The organism is Pseudomonas sp. Pseusp3 (genome assembly GCF_047304225.1).
Taxonomy (GTDB): domain Bacteria; phylum Pseudomonadota; class Gammaproteobacteria; order Pseudomonadales; family Pseudomonadaceae; genus Aquipseudomonas; species Aquipseudomonas fluorescens_CD.
Genome location: NZ_JBGLYV010000120.1, coordinates 1 through 16,027, shown reverse-complemented (window position 1 = coordinate 16,027; position 16,027 = coordinate 1). Strand labels below are relative to the sequence as shown.

Sequence of the window (16,027 nt, the reverse complement as noted above, 5' to 3'; positions counted from 1 at the left end):
TCCACCACCACTGCCGCCACCACCACCGCCACTACCCCCTTCCTTGGCCTGAGCACTGGATACCCCGGACAGGTGGTCCGGAATCAGTACGGTAGACGCCGACAGAACCGCGCCAATAGCTACTGCGAGTAAAAGCTTATTGATGTGCATGTCGTTCTCCGTCTCTTGTTCAGATTGGAACGTTGATGAACATTGCTACGTGCTGCTTTCTTCCCATGGGAACTTGTTAAACACCTCGCTGGACTGATTTATTCAATTGGCGGTTGAAAAAATGCAACGGGCAGCGCGACCCTGTTGCATAAGGTCAGTGGATGCTCGAGGCCAGCTCGAAAATCGGGATGTACATCAGGATCACGATCACCCCGATCAACAGGCCGATGAATGTCATGAGCAAGGGTTCGAACAGCCGCACGAACCACTCGATCCAGCGGCTGATTTCTTCGTCGTAGAAGTCGGCGCTGCGCTCCATCATCTGCCCGAGATTGCCGGACTGTTCGCCAGCGCGCAGCAGGCGCAGCGACACGGGGGTCACCAGGTGGTTGAGTTCCAGCGCGGTAGAGAGTGACTGCCCCTCGCGTACCCGCTCGCACGCCTGGTCCAGGCGCGCGCGGGAGGCGACGGTGAGCAAGCCACGGACCATGCCCATGGCGGTGACCAGAGGAATGCCGCCTTGCAGCAGAATCCCCAGCGAACGGTAGAAGCGCGCCAGCTCATACATGAAGATGCGCTGGTGCACCGCGGGGAGCTTTTCGATCAGGCGGTCCAGCCCCCGACGAAAGGCCGGTTGGCGCTGGAGCAGGACGAGGGCGACGATGATGGCCAGCAGGCCGCCGAAGAATTCGCCCTGGTGGGAGTGAAGGAACATGCCGCTGCTCATCAGGATCTGCGACATCCATGGCAGGTTCGACCCCAGCCCCTCGAATACCAGACTGAAGCGCGGTACGACATAACCCATCAGAAACAACACCACGCCACCGCCCACCACCAGCAACAGCATGGGGTAGATCGACGCGCTTACGATCTTCTGGCGAACCTCGTCCATGCGTTGGCGATAGCTGACATACCGGCCCAGGGCATCGCCCACGGCACCGGTCTTTTCACTGGACTGCACCAGCGCAACGTACAGCGCAGGGAAAACGGCCGACAGCTGACTCAAAGCCTGGGAAAACGATTTGCCCTCGTAAAGCAAACGCACCAGCTCGCTCAAGGTTTTACGGGCCTGTGGCGCGGTTTCTTTTTCCGCCAGGCTTTCCAGCGCATCGATCAACGGCAGGCCGGCGTTGAGCAAGGTGGTCAGTTCCTGGCTGAACAACACCAGGTTGAACGTCTCGCGCCGGTGCAGGCGCAACGCGCGCCAATGTCGCTCGGCGTGCAGGCTGACGACGCGCAGGCCCTGGTCTTCGGCGATGCGCCTGGCTTCGCTGTGCCCTGGTGCCTCGACGGTCATTGACACGACACCTGCCTTGCCGACGGCTTTGAGATGAAAGCGCATGGTCGCCATTCCCGTCAGTTCCAGTTGGTGACTTCGGCGTTCTCGCCTTCACCGCCGGGTTGTCCGTCCTTGCCCATGGACAGCAGGTCGTACTCGCTGTTTTCACCGGGGTAGCGATAGGTGTAGTTGTGGCCCCAGGGGTCTAGCGGGAGTTTTTTCTGCAGGTATGGGCCGGTCCAGCGCGGTTCGTCGGCGGGGGCAGTGACCAGCGCCTGCAAACCCTGTTCGGTCGACGGGTAATGGCCGACCTCCAGGCGATAAAGGTCCAGGGCTTTGCTCAAGCCTTCTATTTGCGCCTTGGCCACTTTCACTTCGGAACGACCCAGTTGGGCGAAATACTTCGGCGCCACGATGCCAGCCAACAACCCCAGCACCACCAGCACCACCAACAGTTCGAGCAGGGTGAACCCGCTTTGGGTCCGCCGGGCATAACACAGTCGCTGATTCATGATGACCTCACACAGTCGGCGGCACAGTTGTCATGTATACGCATGCAATTGCCATGCTCACGTTTGGTGATCCTTCTGCACCCCCCGTACTACGGGCCTTCTCACTTACGGCACAGTGCTTGCGTATGGCTGTTGCACGACTGGCCATTGGGGCAATACCCCCATTTTTCGGGGCCGGAAAGGGGAGGTATAACAATGAAATCACTCACCACCGGGTTGCTGGGTCTGCTTGTGTTGACCGGCGCCGCACAGGCCGATGTGTTTGTTTCCGTGGACGCCAATGGCAGCTACGTCCTGTCCAATGTCCACCGCCCCGGACGCCACTATGAACGGGTGATCCATGAACCTGATGCGGCGGTCGTCAGCCTCGACCAGCAACCGCAGATGATCGCCGCGCAACCCTATGCCGAGCTGGTGTCGGCGGCGGCCACGGCCAACGAACTCCCGGCGGCGCTGCTGCACGCAGTGATCAAGACCGAATCCAGATACAACGCCCGCGCAACCTCACCCAGGGGCGCTCGCGGGCTGATGCAATTGATGCCCGACACCGCCCGCGAAATGGGCGTGACCAACGTCTACGACCCCAAGGCCAACATCCAGGGTGGCGCCCGTTATCTCAAGCGCCTGATGACGATGTTCGACAACGATATCCGCCTCGCCGTGGCGGCCTACAACGCCGGTCCGCAAGCGGTGCTCAGCCGGGGCAACGTGGTCCCGCCGTTCGCCGAAACCCAGCGTTATGTGCCCAGCGTGCTGAACCAGTATCGGCTTTTGCAGGGGTTGTCCGCGGATGCGCCGCTGTGATCGAAACCCCGGGGCGATTTTCCCCAATAGTGGGGAATAGTGGCCCCAGCGAGAAAGTGGGGGTTGGGTGGGGAATATCCCCCCCGGTTTATCAAGTCATTATCATAACTAGATGATTAATAACGTAATTTTTTGTGGCATGCAGATTGCTCTGGACGATTTATCGAGAAGCTCACCCCGGATGATCCGCAACGAGGCCCGAGACTATGATCGGCATATCTCGCGCCCCGTCCCTGATTGATTTGCCGTTGTTGGTGACATCGATGCCCGGCATCGGGATTGCCTGCGCAATTGCACGTTGCGAGCGCAAGCGACGGTATTCATGAAGCCCCGGTGACCCTCGACCAGAACGGTGCCTGGTACCTGCACGTGCCGGTGGCGTCCCTCGGTTCGAGTTTCGACGACAAGACCATTGCCAGCGTTCGGGTCATACCCGGCGATACCCACCAAGAGGAAGCTGACATGAACCGATTCGCACATTGCGGCCTGCTGACGTTCTGTCTGTTGGCCATCGGTATCGGCCAGGCGCTGGCTCACTCGTCGGATGAACATGACGGGCACGACATGGCCGCCGGGAAGGCCAGTCCGGAGACCACCCGGATCAAGTTTGCCGACGTGGACCTGCTGGACCAGGACGGCAAGGTCGTCAGTCTGGAAAAAGACCTGGTGAGGCACAAGATCGTGGTCATGGGCTTCATCTACACCAGTTGCACCACGGTCTGCCCGATGGTGTCCTCGATCATGGGCAAGGTGCAGAAGCAGTTGGGTGCGCGGGTCGGCACCGAGGTGCAACTGGTGTCGATCAGCATCGACCCGCAGCGTGATGATCCCCAGCGCCTGAGCGACTACGCCCGCACGTTCCAGGCTGGGCCGGGCTGGAGCTGGCTGACCGGTTCGCCGCAGTCGGTCGATGCCACCCTCAAGGGGCTCGCCTACAGCGGTGACTTCAAGAATCACTCGCCGCAGATTCTGGTGGGGGACGGCAACAACCGTTTCTGGACCCGTTACTACGGACTCACCGACCCGAAGGAGCTGGCCCGGGCCGTCGAAAAGCTCAGTGGTGAACGCAACACCCACGCCAAGCACACGGCCATCGCCTTGGAGCAGCAGCCATGAGAGCCATCGACTGGTTTGCCGACGCGCCGTTGCAGGACCAGGTGGTGCTGCGCAATGTGATTTTCACCCGTTGCAACGATGCTTGCCCGCTGATTGCCCGCAAGCTCAATAAAATACGTGAAGCGTTGGGCGACAAGGCCGACGGCATCTCCTTTATCTCCCTTACCAGTGATCCGCTGCGGGACACCCCGGCGGTACTCAAGGTTTACACCTTGAAAGAGGGCATCGATGGGCCCCACTGGTTTTTTCTTACCGGCGACAAGGCGCAAATGGACCTTGGGTTGTTGACAATGCCTGTGGCCGGTCGCTGAGCCATGGCCATGAATACTGCCCTGGTCCTTGGCCTGCTGCTCCTCGGGAGCCTTACGTTCAGCGCCCAGGCGCTGCCGCTGAGCCTCAGCGAAATTGCCGGCAAGCGGTTGTACCGCGAAGGTGTGTCGGCCAGTGGCGAGCCGATCATGGCCCGGGTTGGCGTATCCAACATGGTGCTACCGGCCACCCAACTGCCGTGCGCCAGTTGTCATGGCGACGACGGCCTCGGTCGCCCGGAAGGCAGGGTGCGACCACCGGACTTGAGCTGGTCGCGGCTGGCCAGCACTCCCGGCCAGCAGCAGGTCAACGGCCGCAGTTATCCGGCCTACAGCGACAGCACCCTGGCGCGGGCGGTACAGGAGGGGCGCGACCCCGGCAACAACCGGCTCGATCCGACAATGCCACGGTTCGTGTTGTCGACGAACGATCAACGCAACCTCACGGCGTACCTCAAGCGTCTGGCCGAAGACCGCGATCCGGGCCTGAGCCCCGACACTCTGCACCTGGGCACTTTGTTGCCGGGTGCCGGGCCATTGAGCGAGGAGGGGGCCACGGTGGCGGCGGTGCTCAACGGCTGCGTGGCGCGTATCAACGAGGCGGGCGGAATTCATGGCCGGCAGTTGCGCCTGACCATCCTTGATCCCGGCACCGACCGCGTCAGTGCCGAAAAGGCGTTGGACCGGTTGATCGATGAGGAGCAGGTGTTTGCCCTGATTGCCCCGCTGGCGCCAGCATTGGACATGGACCTTGCCGCGCGTCTGGAAGAGGCCGGCATTCCCCTGATCGGGCCGCTGTCCTTGCAGGGCACGCCCCACACCAGCCCGCAGATATTCGAACCGCTGCCGGGGCTTCGCGAGCAATTGATCGCCCTGGCCGAATACGCCGGTGCCAGCCTGCGGGTGCTTCAGGGGCCGACGCTGATCGCCTATCCGGACGAATCCGGTCAACGGCTGGCGGCGCAGGAACTTGGCCGGTACTTGCAGGGGCACGCCTGGCAGAAGGTGCGCCTGCAAGCCTATGACCCGACCGGGGATGATTTGCCCCTGGGGTCGCGCTCGGTGTTTTACCTGGGCAGCAGCAGCGGTTTCAGTCGACTGGCCGAGCGCTTGCAAACGGCGGGGCAGGTGCCTTACCTGTTCGCCACCTCGAACCAGGTGGCGGGCAATCTGACGCAGGTGCCCAGTGGATTTTCCCGGCGGGTGTTCCTGGCCTATCCGTTCGTGCCCAGCGACTGGACCCTGGCCGGGCGCCTGGCCCTGACCCAATTGCGCGAACACCAGGGCCTCGGTGGCCAGCACGCGGTGCTGCAAGTGGGGGCGTTCAGTTCGATGATGCTGCTCAGCGAAGGCATGAAGCAGGCCGGGCGGGATGCCAGCCGCGGCAAGCTGGTCAGTGCCCTGGAAGGCCTGCATGACTTCGATACCGGGCTGACGCCACTGATCAGCTTTGGTCCTGGCCGACGCCTGGGCTTGAGCGGTGCCCATATCGTCACGGTGGATCTGCCGGACCAGCGTTTTTATCTGGTCGCCCCCTATAAGCCCATTGCTGCCACGCCCTGACGGGAGGCCGATCATGAAACTCAACACTTTGCTGGTCCTGTTGACGCTGTGGGGGCCCGTGGCGTGGTGCAGCAATGGCCCGGCCGCGGCGCGGGTCAATGGCGAGGAAATTTCCCGGTTACGCCTGGAGCGCTATTTCGCCGAATACCTGGAAGACCAGGGCCGGGTGGAAGGCAGCATTGACAATCCCAAAGCCTACCGGCAACTGCGCAAGGCCGCGCTGGATGCCTTGATCGACCGCGAATTGTTGTGGCAGGAAGCCATCAAGCGCGGCGTGGTGATCAGTGATGCCGTGGTCAAGGACCGGATCGATCAGACCCGCCAGGCCATGGGCGGTGCCGAGGTGTTTGCCAGGCGTCTTGAAGATGCCGGTTTTGACGAAGCCGGTTACACCGAATACACCCGCCGTGAACTGGCGGCCCGGCAAGTGTTCAATGACCTCACCCAGGCCGGTGAGCCAGACGAAAAACAGGTCCGGGCGTTCTACGAAGAGCACCGTGCCGAGATGAACCGGCCCGAAGCAGTGCAGGCCCGGCATATCCTGGTCAAGGTAGGGCCCGGCGCAGACCCTTCCACTGTCGAAGCCGCGCGGCTACGCTTGATGGGAATGCGGGCGTCCATCGTTGCCGGGGCCGATTTCGCCAGCCTTGCCCGCAGCGGGTCCGAAGACGCGTCGGCCAGCGAAGGTGGCGACTTGGGCTACTTTCCCCGTGGACGGATGCTGCCGGAGTTCGAGGCTGTCGCGTTTGCCCTGGCACCGGGGGCTGTCAGCGAACCTGTGCGTACGTCGGTGGGCTGGCATTTGATTTATCTGGAAAACCACATGGAGGCGACCAATGTCCCGCAGGAGCAAGGGCTTGAAATGGTTCGGGCTTACCTCGCCCGGCAACAACAGGTTCAAGCGCGCTTGCAGGCACTGGCGCAATTGCGCTCGCGCAATCGAATCGAGCGGATTGACGATGAATAGGGGGGTTCCCCAAAAGTGGGGGAAAAACGTCAGCGACGATCCGATCGCTTCCCCCGTGTTTGGGGGGATCGAATGCCTGTACGAGAAGGCATTGTTTTTAAATTCAAGGACATGAAGACCTGACATTACCGGCGCTCAGCCTGGCATGAAGTGTGCGTAAGTCCTGTCAAGGCGCGCACTCGGCCAGGTTCAATCCCGGACCTGCGGTTTCAAGGAGTCGACCTTGTTGAACAAAGTACTGGTTGTTGATGACGAACAGTTGCTGGCGGAAAACCTCCAGGGTTACCTGCAGGCGCAAGCACTGGAAGTCCGGATTGCTCACGACGGTGCACAAGGAATCGCCGAAGCTGACGATTTCGCACCCGATGTGATGGTGTTCGATTACCGCTTGCCCGATATGGAAGGCTTTCAGGTGCTCGATGCCGTCCGCCAGAACAGGAATTGTCATTTTGTGCTGATCACTGGGCATCCAACCGCGGAAGTTTGCGAGCGGGCCCGGCAACTGGGAGTCAGCCATATCCTGTTCAAACCGTTTCCACTGGCGGAACTGGCCCGTGCAGTACTTGATCTTCTGGGCAGGAAGCGCGAACCCAGACCGGGTGTGAGCACTTGCGAAGGATTCGTCGAACGACGCCAGAGCAGGACCGAAAGTTTCCCGCTGCAGTTGTACGACGGTAGTTGGGTGCTTGCAGATCGCCGAAAAAATACATCGGCCTCCATGGCACCGGACGACGAACAATTGCTCACCGGGGAGTAGTGGCGCGACACGCCGTTCCGGCCCCCGCCGAAATTGCTCGTCGCGCCGACAGGGCTCAAAGCCCCGGGCGTTGGAGAGCATGCCATGGACCGTCTATCCCTTGTTGTAGAACCGGCGCAACAGGAATGTGTACCGACTCGATTTACCAGTGAACAACTGGCCCAGGCCCGGGCCCAGGCCACCAGTTCCGGCGAGCGGATGCTGGACACCCTCGGGGAGTTGAGTGGACTGGCTCCCATGCCTTTCATCCAGTGCCTGGGTGTAACCCTGCACTATCCGGTGCTCGACACCGACAGCCTGTTCAACTCCACCCCGGTGTTCGACCGGGTGACCCTGGCCCAATGCCTCAAGCGCGAATTCATCCTGCTGCGCCATGACGATGCGGTCATCGGTGTGTTCGCCGACCCTTTTGACAGTGCGCGCCTGGCCTGGATCGATGAATGCCTGCACGGCGCGCCGCTGTACCTGGTGCATGCCGACGACCTGAAGGCCTACCTGGCGCGGCACGAAGAAAGTTTCCATGCGGTGGAGTCGCTCAACGCCCAGGCCGAGGCCGGAACCGAAATCGACACCGTGCAAAGCCTGTCCCTGACCAGCATCAGCGAAGACTCCAGCGTGGTGGTCAAACTGGTCAACTCGACCCTGTACGACGCGCTGAAAATGCACGCCAGCGACATCCACCTCGGCACCACCGGCAGCGGCCTGGTGATCAAGTACCGGATCGACGGCGTGCTCAACAACATCAGCAAGATCCAGGGCAGCGAGTTCGCCGAGCAGGTGATTTCCCGGGTCAAGGTCATGGCCGAACTGGACATCGGCGAAAAGCGTGTGCCCCAGGATGGTCGTTTCAAAGTCGGTATCAGCGGCCGGCAGATCGACTTCCGGGTGTCGATCATGCCGAGCATCTTCGGCGAAGACGCGGTACTGCGGGTACTCGACAAACAAGACCTCGCCGACAAGGTCTGTGGCGTGCAACTGCAGGCCCTGGGCTTTGAAGACGAAACCCTGCGCCAGCTGCGCCGGCTGGCCGCCGAACCCTACGGCATGGTGCTGGTGACCGGGCCTACCGGTAGCGGCAAGACCACCACCCTGTACGCGATGATCACCGAGATCAACCATGGCGTGGACAAGATCATCACCATTGAAGACCCGGTGGAATATCAACTGCCGGGCGTGCTGCAAATCCCGGTTAACGAGAAAAAAGGCCTGACGTTCGCCCGGGGCCTGCGCTCGATCCTGCGGCATGATCCGGACAAGATCATGGTCGGTGAAATCCGCGACCCGGACACCGCACAGATCGCCGTGCAATCGGCGCTCACCGGTCACCTGGTGTTCACCACCATTCACGCCAACAACGTGTTCGACGTGATCAGCCGTTTCACCCAGATGGAAATCGACCCCTACAGCCTGGTCTCGGCGCTCAATGCCGTGCTGGCCCAGCGTTTGATCCGCCTGGTCTGTACCAGTTGCAGCGCCCCGTACAGCCCGACAGTCGAAGAGCTGGAGGTCTCGGGGCTCGATCCGCAAAAGGTCGCTCACTTCCAGTTCGTCCACGGCAAGGGCTGCGGGCATTGCCGCGGCACCGGTTATCGCGGGCGTAGCGCGATTGCCGAGCTGCTGCACCTGGACGACGAGCTGCGGCAAATGATCGTCGAGCGCCAACCCATTTCCAGAATCAAGGCCCATGCCTGCAAACATGGCTTGCGTCTGTTGCGCGAGTCGGCGCTGGAACTGGTGGAACAAGGCCGGACCACTCTCGAGGAGATCAATCGTGTCACTTTTATCTCGTGAGCAATTTGTCGCCGTGCTCGGCGCCAGCGGTGTCGGCCTGGGGCAACGGCAGGGCAGTGCAACCCACTGGCTGGGCAGCGTCGGCTACATCGACGAAGGTTTCCAGGCCTGGACGGTGGCCCTCGACACCCTCGACCGTTTGCTGGCCGAACATGCCGTTGCCAGGGCAGAACTGACCGTGGTGATCTCCGGACACTTCAGCCGCTATTGCCTGGTGCCCTGGAGCGAGCAGATCAGCAGCCCGGCCGAATTGCTCGGCTTCGCCCAACTGTGTTTCGAAGACCTCTACGGTGCCCCGGCGCAACCCTGGAGCATGGTGCTGTCGCCCGAACCCGCCGGTTACGACCGTATCGCCACCGCGCTGCCACAGGACTTGCTCGAACGCCTGCGCGCCGTGGTCAGCGCTCGCGGCCTGCGCTTGCGTTCGGTGCAGCCGTACCTGATGGCGGCGTTCAACCATTTCGATAAAAGCCTTGATGCCGGAGACTTCCTGTTCGTGGTCGCCGAACCGGTACGCAGCGTTTTGCTGCTGGCCCGGGAGGGGCGCTGGACCTCGGTGCGCTCGGTGGGCAGCAGCGACAGCGATGCCGCGCTGAGCGCACTGATCGGCCGTGAAAACCAGTTGCAGGCATCCACCAGCGATCGGCCGTTGAATGTCTACCTGCATGCACCGGCGCGCATCGATTCGCCCCCTGACGTGCCCGGTGCGCATCTGCGCACCCTCGAAGAGGACCGGACAGCCGTACGCGATTGCCTGTACGTCATGTCTCGGGCGGTGGCCTGACATGCGCCCCCTGATGCTCGACTTTCAGCCGCGTCGCCGTTGCGGTCCTCTGGGCTGGAGCCTGCTGGCCGGTGGCGTGGTGCTGACACTGACTTGCCTGCTGGTGCAGCAGCACCTGAGCAACGAGGCCGAACAACAGCAAGGCCACCTGCAAACCACACAGCGGGTGCTCACTGGCGATAACGGCAGCAAGGTCAGCCTGACCCCGGCGCAAATCCGCGAGCAGGCACAGAACCTGGCTGAAATGCGCAAGGTCTCGCAGCAGCTGCGCCGCCCCTGGGAACGCTTGTTCGCCACCCTCGAAGCCATGCCGCGGGACAACATTGCCCTGCTGAGCCTGACCCCCGATGCCCGCAAGGGCCAGGTGCGGATCAGCGCCGAGGCGCTGGACCTGGACGCCATGCTCGATTTCCACCGTCGCCTCGAAGCCAGTGACGAGCTGTCCGATGTGTCGCTGCTGAACCACGAAATTGTCGCCAACGTGCCGGAACACCCGGTGCAGTTCAACCTGTCGGCTACCTGGGAGATCGGCGATGCAAATCCATAAATTGATCGTCCACGAATACCTGCAAGGCCTGGGCGTTCCGGGGCTGGCAGGGCTGGGCATGCTGGTGCTGGCGCTGAGCTATGGCCTGGTCGGGTTGCTGCCGGACTGGGAGTCGCTGCAAAACCTCAACCAGCAGACCCGCGAAGCCACCGAGTACCTGGCCAAGGTCGAAGACGGCACCGTGGCTGCACCGGTTGTGCCGCAGCGCCAGCTCGACGACTTCCGCAGCAAGCTGCCGTCCCAGCCTCAGGCCACGGTGGTCATCGACAGGATCTATGCCCTGGCCGCCCAGGAGCGCATCACCTTGTCCCGGGGTGAATACTCCCTGGGCGTGGACCCCAAGACGCACCTGGCCCGTTATCAGATCCTGCTGCCGGTACGGGGCAGCTATCCGCAACTGCGGCGTTTCCTGCACGCCTTGCTTGGCCAGTTGCCGGCGGTGGTACTGGAGGATGTGGAGTTCCAGCGCAAGAACATCGCCGAAACCGACCTGACCGGGCGAATCCGCATGACCCTTTACCTGTCGAGGTCATGATGAATACCAAACGAGTGGTGGGTTGGGTGGTGTTCTTCGGTGTAGCGGCAGCGCTCGCCTGGTTCCCCGAATACTTCAAACAGGCTGACGACAGCGAGCCCGCGGTGGCCACCGTAGCCACGCCAACCAGAGACAAGACCCCTGGCGCATCGGCGGCGGCATCGACTGCCGCTGCGGTGACGCCGATCAAGGATCTGAGCCCGGCCGGCGACCTGTTCGCCGCCCGCAGCTGGAAAGCGGCAGCGGCCCCCGGCACCGGCACCGTCACTGAACAATCGGAAATCGTTAATCCGGTGGTGCAAACCCCCACTGCACCGCCGTTGCCCTTCCAGTTTGTCGGCAGGCTGGATGACCGTTCCGATCTGCAGGTGTTCTTGCAGAACGGCGAAAAAATATACGTCGTGCGCAAAGGGGATGTAATCGACGACACCTGGCGGATCGAGCGGATTTCCGATGAGGAGCTGAGCCTGGTCTACCTGCCTCTGCGTTTAGCGCAGACCTTGCCTGTGGGGAGTACGGAATGAACAAATCCCGTTTGCTGATGAGCCTCTGCCTGTGCGCAGGGTTGGCCGCGTGCAGTTCGGCGCAGGTTGCCAGGGACGAAGCTTCGGCCCTGATGGAGTCGGGTCAGTACGAAGCCGGTCTGGCCCGCATCGAACAGGGATTGCGTGAAAACCCTCGCGATACCGATCTGCACATGGCCCTCAACAGCGGTCGGGCCCGCGCCGTGACGGCGCTGCTGACCCAGGCTGACATGGACCGGGCCCAGCGTAATTTCGCCGGGGCCCGCATGACTTACAGCCGGGTATTGACCATCGAACCGCACAACCGTCGTGCCCAGGATTCCCTGCACCAGCTCGACTACCTGCGCAGCATGGATGAGAAACTCGAACTGGCCCGTGGCGACCTGCGTCGCGGTGACATCTACGGAGCCGACCGCCAGGTCAAACAGATTCTCGAACTGGACCCGAATAACCAAGGTGCCCTGGAGCTGCAAGACAGCATCCGCCTGGTGCAGAGCCGCAATGTGGTGCAGTACCCGCAGTTGCGTACGCGCCTGGACCGGCCGGTGACCCTGGAATTTCGCGATGCCAACCTCAAGACCATTTTCGAAGTGCTGTCCCAGGTCGCCGGCCTGAACTTCATCTTCGACAAGGATCTGCGCCCGGACATGAAAGCCACGATCTTCGTACGCGACGTACGTATCGAAGACGCCGTGGAGCTGCTGCTGCAACAGAATCAGCTGCATCAGAAAGTGGTGAATGAAAACACCCTGCTGATCTACCCGGACTCGCCGCAGAAGCTCAAGGATTATCAGGAGCTGGTGATGCGCACCTTCTACCTGACCAGCATCGATGCCAACACGGCGCTGAACATGATCAAAACCATGCTCAAGACCCGCGACGTGTTCGTTGACGAGCGCCTCAACACTCTGACCATGCGCGATACCGGTGACGCGGTGCGCATGGCGGAAAAACTCCTGCAGTCCCAGGACCAGTCCAACCCGGAAGTGGTGCTGGAAGTGGAAGTGATGGAAGTCGCCCGTCAGCGCATTCTCGACCTTGGCCTGCAATGGCCCAACACCTTCGGTGTGATCAACAGCGACGGCTCGCCAGTGTCCATTCTTGACCAACTCAAGGGCATCGACTCCAGCCGGATTTCCATCTCGCCAGCGCCGCAGGCCAAGATCAATGCCCAGGACAAGGACATCAACACCCTGGCCAGCCCGGTGATTCGGGTGAGTAACCGTGAACAGGCGCGCATCCACATCGGTCAGCGTGTGCCGATCATCAGCGCCACGTCGGTGCCTTCGACCCAGGGCCCGGTGATCACCGAAAGCGTGACCTACCTCGACGTCGGTCTCAAGCTCGAAGTGCAACCGATCGTGCACCTGAACAACGAAGTGGCGATCAAGGTCGCGCTGGAAGTCAGTAACGCCACGCCGCTGGAACCGACCCGCCAGGGCACCATTCCGGTCCAGGTCGATACCCGCAACGCCCAGACCACCTTGCGTCTGCATGACGGCGAAACCCAGATCCTCGCCGGTCTGGTGCGCAACGACCATGGCGCCACCGGCAACAAGATTCCCGGCCTGGGTGACATTCCCGGCCTGGGTCGCCTGTTCGGCAGCAACAAGGATGACGTCAGCAAGTCCGAGCTGGTGCTGTCGATCACCCCGCGGATCGTGCGCAACCTGCCGTACCAGAGCCCGTCGGATATGGAATTCCCGACCGGTACCGAAACCAGCATGCACATCCAGGCACCGGACCGCTCGATGAGCACGACGGTTCAGACGAACCCCATGAGCACACCGATCGCCACCACGGTTACTGTCGGGAAGCCTTGATCATGAACGCCTCGCAACGCGGTTTCAGCCTGATCGAAGTCGTGGTGACGCTGGCCCTGGTGGGCCTGCTGGCCAGCATGGCCGCACCGCTGACCGAGACCGTGGTGCGCCGGGGCAAAGAACAGGAACTGCGGACCGCGCTGTACCAGATCCGCGACGGCATCGACGCCTACAAACGTGCCTTCGACGCCGGCTACATCGAGAAGTCGCTCGACAGCAATGGCTACCCGCCGAACCTGAAAGTGCTGGTCGACGGTGTGCGTGACGTGCGTAGCGCCAAGGGTGCCAAGTTCTATTTCCTGCGGCGCATCCCCCGTGACCCGTTGGCCACCATCAAGCGTGACGACAATGGTGGCTGGGGCCTGCGTTCCTATGACAGTTCCGCTGAGAACCCGCGGGAGGGCCAGGACGTCTTTGACGTTTACTCCAAGGCCCGGGGCAAGGGTCTCAACGGCATCGCCTACCGAGAGTGGTGAGCATATGCGTCGGCAAAAGGGTTTTACCCTCATTGAACTGATGGTGGTCCTGGCAATCATCGCGACCCTGATGACGATTGCCTTGCCACGCTACTTCAACAGTCTGGAGGCCTCGAAAGAGACCACCCTGCACCAGAGCCTGTCGTCCATGCGCGAGGCGCTGGATCACTATTACGGGGACACCGGGCGTTATCCCGACTCCATCGAACAGCTGGTCGAACTGCGCTACCTGCGTAACCAGCCGCTGGACCCGATTGTCGAGCGCAAGGACGCCTGGGTTGTGGTTGCACCACCGGATGGCGTGGCGGGCGGGGTGGCTGACATCAAGAGTGGGGCCAAAGGGAGGGCACGTGATGGCAGCCTTTATTCCGAGTGGTAAGCCATCGGACCAGGATGGCTTCACCTACCTGGGGGTGCTGTTTCTGATCGTCGTGATTGGCATGGGCCTGGCCAGTGCCGGCGAGTTGTGGGCCACCGCCGCGCGCCGGGATCGCGAAAACCAGTTGCTCTGGGTCGGTACGCAGTATGCCCAGGCGCTGCGCAGCTATTACCGAAGTTCGCCCGGTGTGGCGCAGTACCCGAAAGAACTCGCGGACCTGTTGCAGGACGAGCGTTTTCCGTCGGCCAGGCACCATATCCGGCAGTTGTACCCGGAGCCGATGACAGGTGGCGAATGGGAGCTGATTCGCGGTATCGACGGGCGTATCAGCGGTGTGTATTGCCCGTCCACGGAGAAGCCGCTCAAGCAGGTGAACTTTCCCAGCCAGTGGTCGGACTTCAACGGCATGGCCAGCTACAAGGACTGGCAGTTCGTGGCCGAGAAAGCCTCCCTCGAGGAAACCGAGGGGCCGCCGAAAGCACAGTCCACCGAGCCCCAGGCTTTGCAGCCATGAATCGTCGCTGACTGGGGGCATTTGTGTACGCCGATCTGCCTTTGCTCGGCTCTTCTGTGGGAGTGGGCTTGCTCGCGAAGGCGGCCTGACTGGGTACATATCCGTTTTTTGGGTTACGGCGACTTAGGGTTTCGCCCTTACGGCGACTCACTTTTTTTACAAGCGCCTAAAAAAAGTAAGCAAAAAAACGCTCGCCCCTTACGTCCGGCCCCTCGCCAAGGCTCGGGGTTCCTTCGCTCCGGCATTCATCCGGGGGCATTGCCCTCCGGTCGGCTGCGCTCGACCTACATGCAATGAGTTCGACTGCGTCGAACGGCGCTGCGCGCCCATCCCCGGATGAACACCTCCGCTCAGCCTGCCGAGGGGGCGGGTGGATCAAGATCAAGAGCGGCAGGCGAGCTAACGCTCGGCCTGTTGAATGGTGAAGAGCGTGGGCGTACGCCGATCTGCTTTTGCTCTGCTCTTCTGTAGGAGCGAGCGTGCTCGCGATGGGCGTCAACGATAACGCGGGCGGCCTGAATCCCCGCGTTGTCCTGGCGTTTTTCGCGAGCAAGCTCGCTCCTACAGGGAAACGCGTTCAATTGCGATCAGGCCGGCCAGTAGGCCGCCTCGCTTTGGCTTTTGATCTGCTTGCCCCCTCGAGAGGCCGAACGTCAGGGGCAAGAGCCCTTGGTTACTTGGGGCTTTTCCAAGTAACCCGCCGTCAGGGCGGAACCCTAAGCCGCCGTTGCCGCATAAACGGATATGTACACCGGTAAAAGACACGTCACCCAACACCCCGCCATCGCGAGCAGGCTCGCTCCCACAGGGATCTTCAGTGGCCACAAGTATCGAGTAAAAACCGGGAACCCGATTGTGGGAGCGAGCCTGCTCGCGATAGCGGCCTAGCATCAACGAAAATTTTCAGGCTCACACCCGTCATGTGGCGAGGGAGCTTGCTCCCGTTCGGCTGCGCAGCAGTCGTAAAGCCGGAGCGTTTACAGTGACTTTGATCTTTGATCTTGGCGGCTTTCGGGCCGACCAGGCTTTTGTGGGTGTATGCGATCCCCTGTGGGAGCTAGCCTGCTCGCGAAGGCGGGCTGACTGAGTACATATCCATTATTTGGGTAGCGACGGCTGGCGGTTTCGCCCTTACGGCGACTCACTTTTTTTACAAGCGCCTAAAAAAAGTAAGCAAAAAAACGCTCGCCCCGAACGT

At 61.6% G+C, this 16,027-nt stretch carries 16 protein-coding genes and 1 pseudogene; 15 read left to right on the top strand and 2 right to left on the bottom strand.

Translation table 11 applies throughout. The annotated features are described in order from the left end of the window. Positions 1–304: 304 nt before the first annotated feature. Both ACCD00_RS26860 and gspG read right to left on the bottom strand, forming a co-directional pair. Entirely contained in the window at positions 305–1,492 is a 1,188-nt protein-coding gene (locus tag ACCD00_RS26860) for a type II secretion system F family protein (protein WP_413428311.1), read from the bottom strand. 14 nt (positions 1,493–1,506) lie between these two features. Then, positions 1,507–1,941 (bottom strand): type II secretion system major pseudopilin GspG, encoded by a 435-nt coding sequence (gspG, locus tag ACCD00_RS26855; protein WP_085718840.1) that lies wholly within the window; start codon positions 1,939–1,941, stop codon positions 1,507–1,509. 195 nt (positions 1,942–2,136) lie between these two features. Between gspG and ACCD00_RS26850 the strand changes: the two genes are divergently transcribed. The 15 genes and pseudogenes from ACCD00_RS26850 to ACCD00_RS26780 all read left to right on the top strand — a co-directional run bounded on the left by ACCD00_RS26850 (position 2,137) and on the right by ACCD00_RS26780 (position 14,829). Further along, positions 2,137–2,745 carry a lytic transglycosylase domain-containing protein gene (locus ACCD00_RS26850; RefSeq protein ID WP_057397278.1) on the top strand — a complete coding sequence of 203 codons (609 nt, stop codon included), beginning with the start codon at positions 2,137–2,139 and terminating at the stop codon, positions 2,743–2,745. A gap of 462 nt (positions 2,746–3,207) precedes the next feature. After that, positions 3,208–3,861 (top strand): SCO family protein, encoded by a 654-nt coding sequence (locus tag ACCD00_RS26845; RefSeq protein WP_413428312.1) that lies wholly within the window; start codon positions 3,208–3,210, stop codon positions 3,859–3,861. Positions 3,862–3,872: 11 nt separating this feature from the next. Then, positions 3,873–4,145, top strand: a pseudogene (locus ACCD00_RS26840) (SCO family protein); the annotation flags it as partial. Between the two features lie 36 nt (positions 4,146–4,181). Next, positions 4,182–5,732, top strand: coding sequence for an ABC transporter substrate-binding protein (locus ACCD00_RS26835; protein ID WP_413428310.1), 1,551 nt, complete (start codon positions 4,182–4,184; stop codon positions 5,730–5,732). 13 nt (positions 5,733–5,745) lie between these two features. After that, a complete protein-coding gene (locus ACCD00_RS26830; protein WP_413428309.1) occupies positions 5,746–6,699 on the top strand; it encodes a peptidylprolyl isomerase in 954 nt (317 codons plus the stop codon). Between the two features lie 223 nt (positions 6,700–6,922). Continuing rightward, positions 6,923–7,456 (top strand): response regulator, encoded by a 534-nt coding sequence (locus ACCD00_RS26825; RefSeq protein WP_413428308.1) that lies wholly within the window; start codon positions 6,923–6,925, stop codon positions 7,454–7,456. A gap of 84 nt (positions 7,457–7,540) precedes the next feature. Continuing rightward, positions 7,541–9,247, top strand: a complete 1,707-nt coding sequence (locus tag ACCD00_RS26820; protein ID WP_413428307.1) for a GspE/PulE family protein — start codon at positions 7,541–7,543, stop codon at positions 9,245–9,247. Further along, positions 9,228–10,031: a hypothetical protein gene (locus ACCD00_RS26815; protein WP_413428306.1), complete on the top strand. Its 804-nt coding sequence runs from the start codon at positions 9,228–9,230 to the stop codon at positions 10,029–10,031. The genes ACCD00_RS26820 and ACCD00_RS26815 overlap by 20 nt, the downstream gene beginning before the upstream one ends. 1 nt (position 10,032) lies before the next feature. Continuing rightward, positions 10,033–10,578, top strand: coding sequence for a PilN domain-containing protein (locus ACCD00_RS26810; RefSeq protein WP_413428305.1), 546 nt, complete (start codon positions 10,033–10,035; stop codon positions 10,576–10,578). Then, the gene (locus ACCD00_RS26805) at positions 10,565–11,113 is read left to right on the top strand and encodes a GspMb/PilO family protein (protein ID WP_413428304.1); all 549 of its coding nucleotides are present in this window, start codon (positions 10,565–10,567) and stop codon (positions 11,111–11,113) included. The genes ACCD00_RS26810 and ACCD00_RS26805 overlap by 14 nt, the downstream gene beginning before the upstream one ends. Then, the gene (locus tag ACCD00_RS26800; protein ID WP_413428303.1) at positions 11,113–11,637 is read left to right on the top strand and encodes a hypothetical protein; all 525 of its coding nucleotides are present in this window, start codon (positions 11,113–11,115) and stop codon (positions 11,635–11,637) included. Before ACCD00_RS26805 ends, ACCD00_RS26800 begins: the two co-directional genes overlap by 1 nt. Further along, positions 11,634–13,460 (top strand): secretin N-terminal domain-containing protein, encoded by a 1,827-nt coding sequence (locus ACCD00_RS26795; protein ID WP_413428302.1) that lies wholly within the window; start codon positions 11,634–11,636, stop codon positions 13,458–13,460. Before ACCD00_RS26800 ends, ACCD00_RS26795 begins: the two co-directional genes overlap by 4 nt. A 2-nt stretch (positions 13,461–13,462) precedes the next feature. Next, a complete protein-coding gene (locus ACCD00_RS26790; protein ID WP_413428301.1) occupies positions 13,463–13,936 on the top strand; it encodes a type II secretion system protein in 474 nt (157 codons plus the stop codon). 4 nt (positions 13,937–13,940) lie between these two features. Next, entirely contained in the window at positions 13,941–14,315 is a 375-nt protein-coding gene (locus ACCD00_RS26785) for a type II secretion system protein (protein ID WP_057397270.1), read from the top strand. Beyond that, positions 14,290–14,829: a type II secretion system protein gene (locus tag ACCD00_RS26780; RefSeq protein WP_413428300.1), complete on the top strand. Its 540-nt coding sequence runs from the start codon at positions 14,290–14,292 to the stop codon at positions 14,827–14,829. The genes ACCD00_RS26785 and ACCD00_RS26780 overlap by 26 nt, the downstream gene beginning before the upstream one ends. Positions 14,830–16,027 lie beyond the last annotated feature (1,198 nt).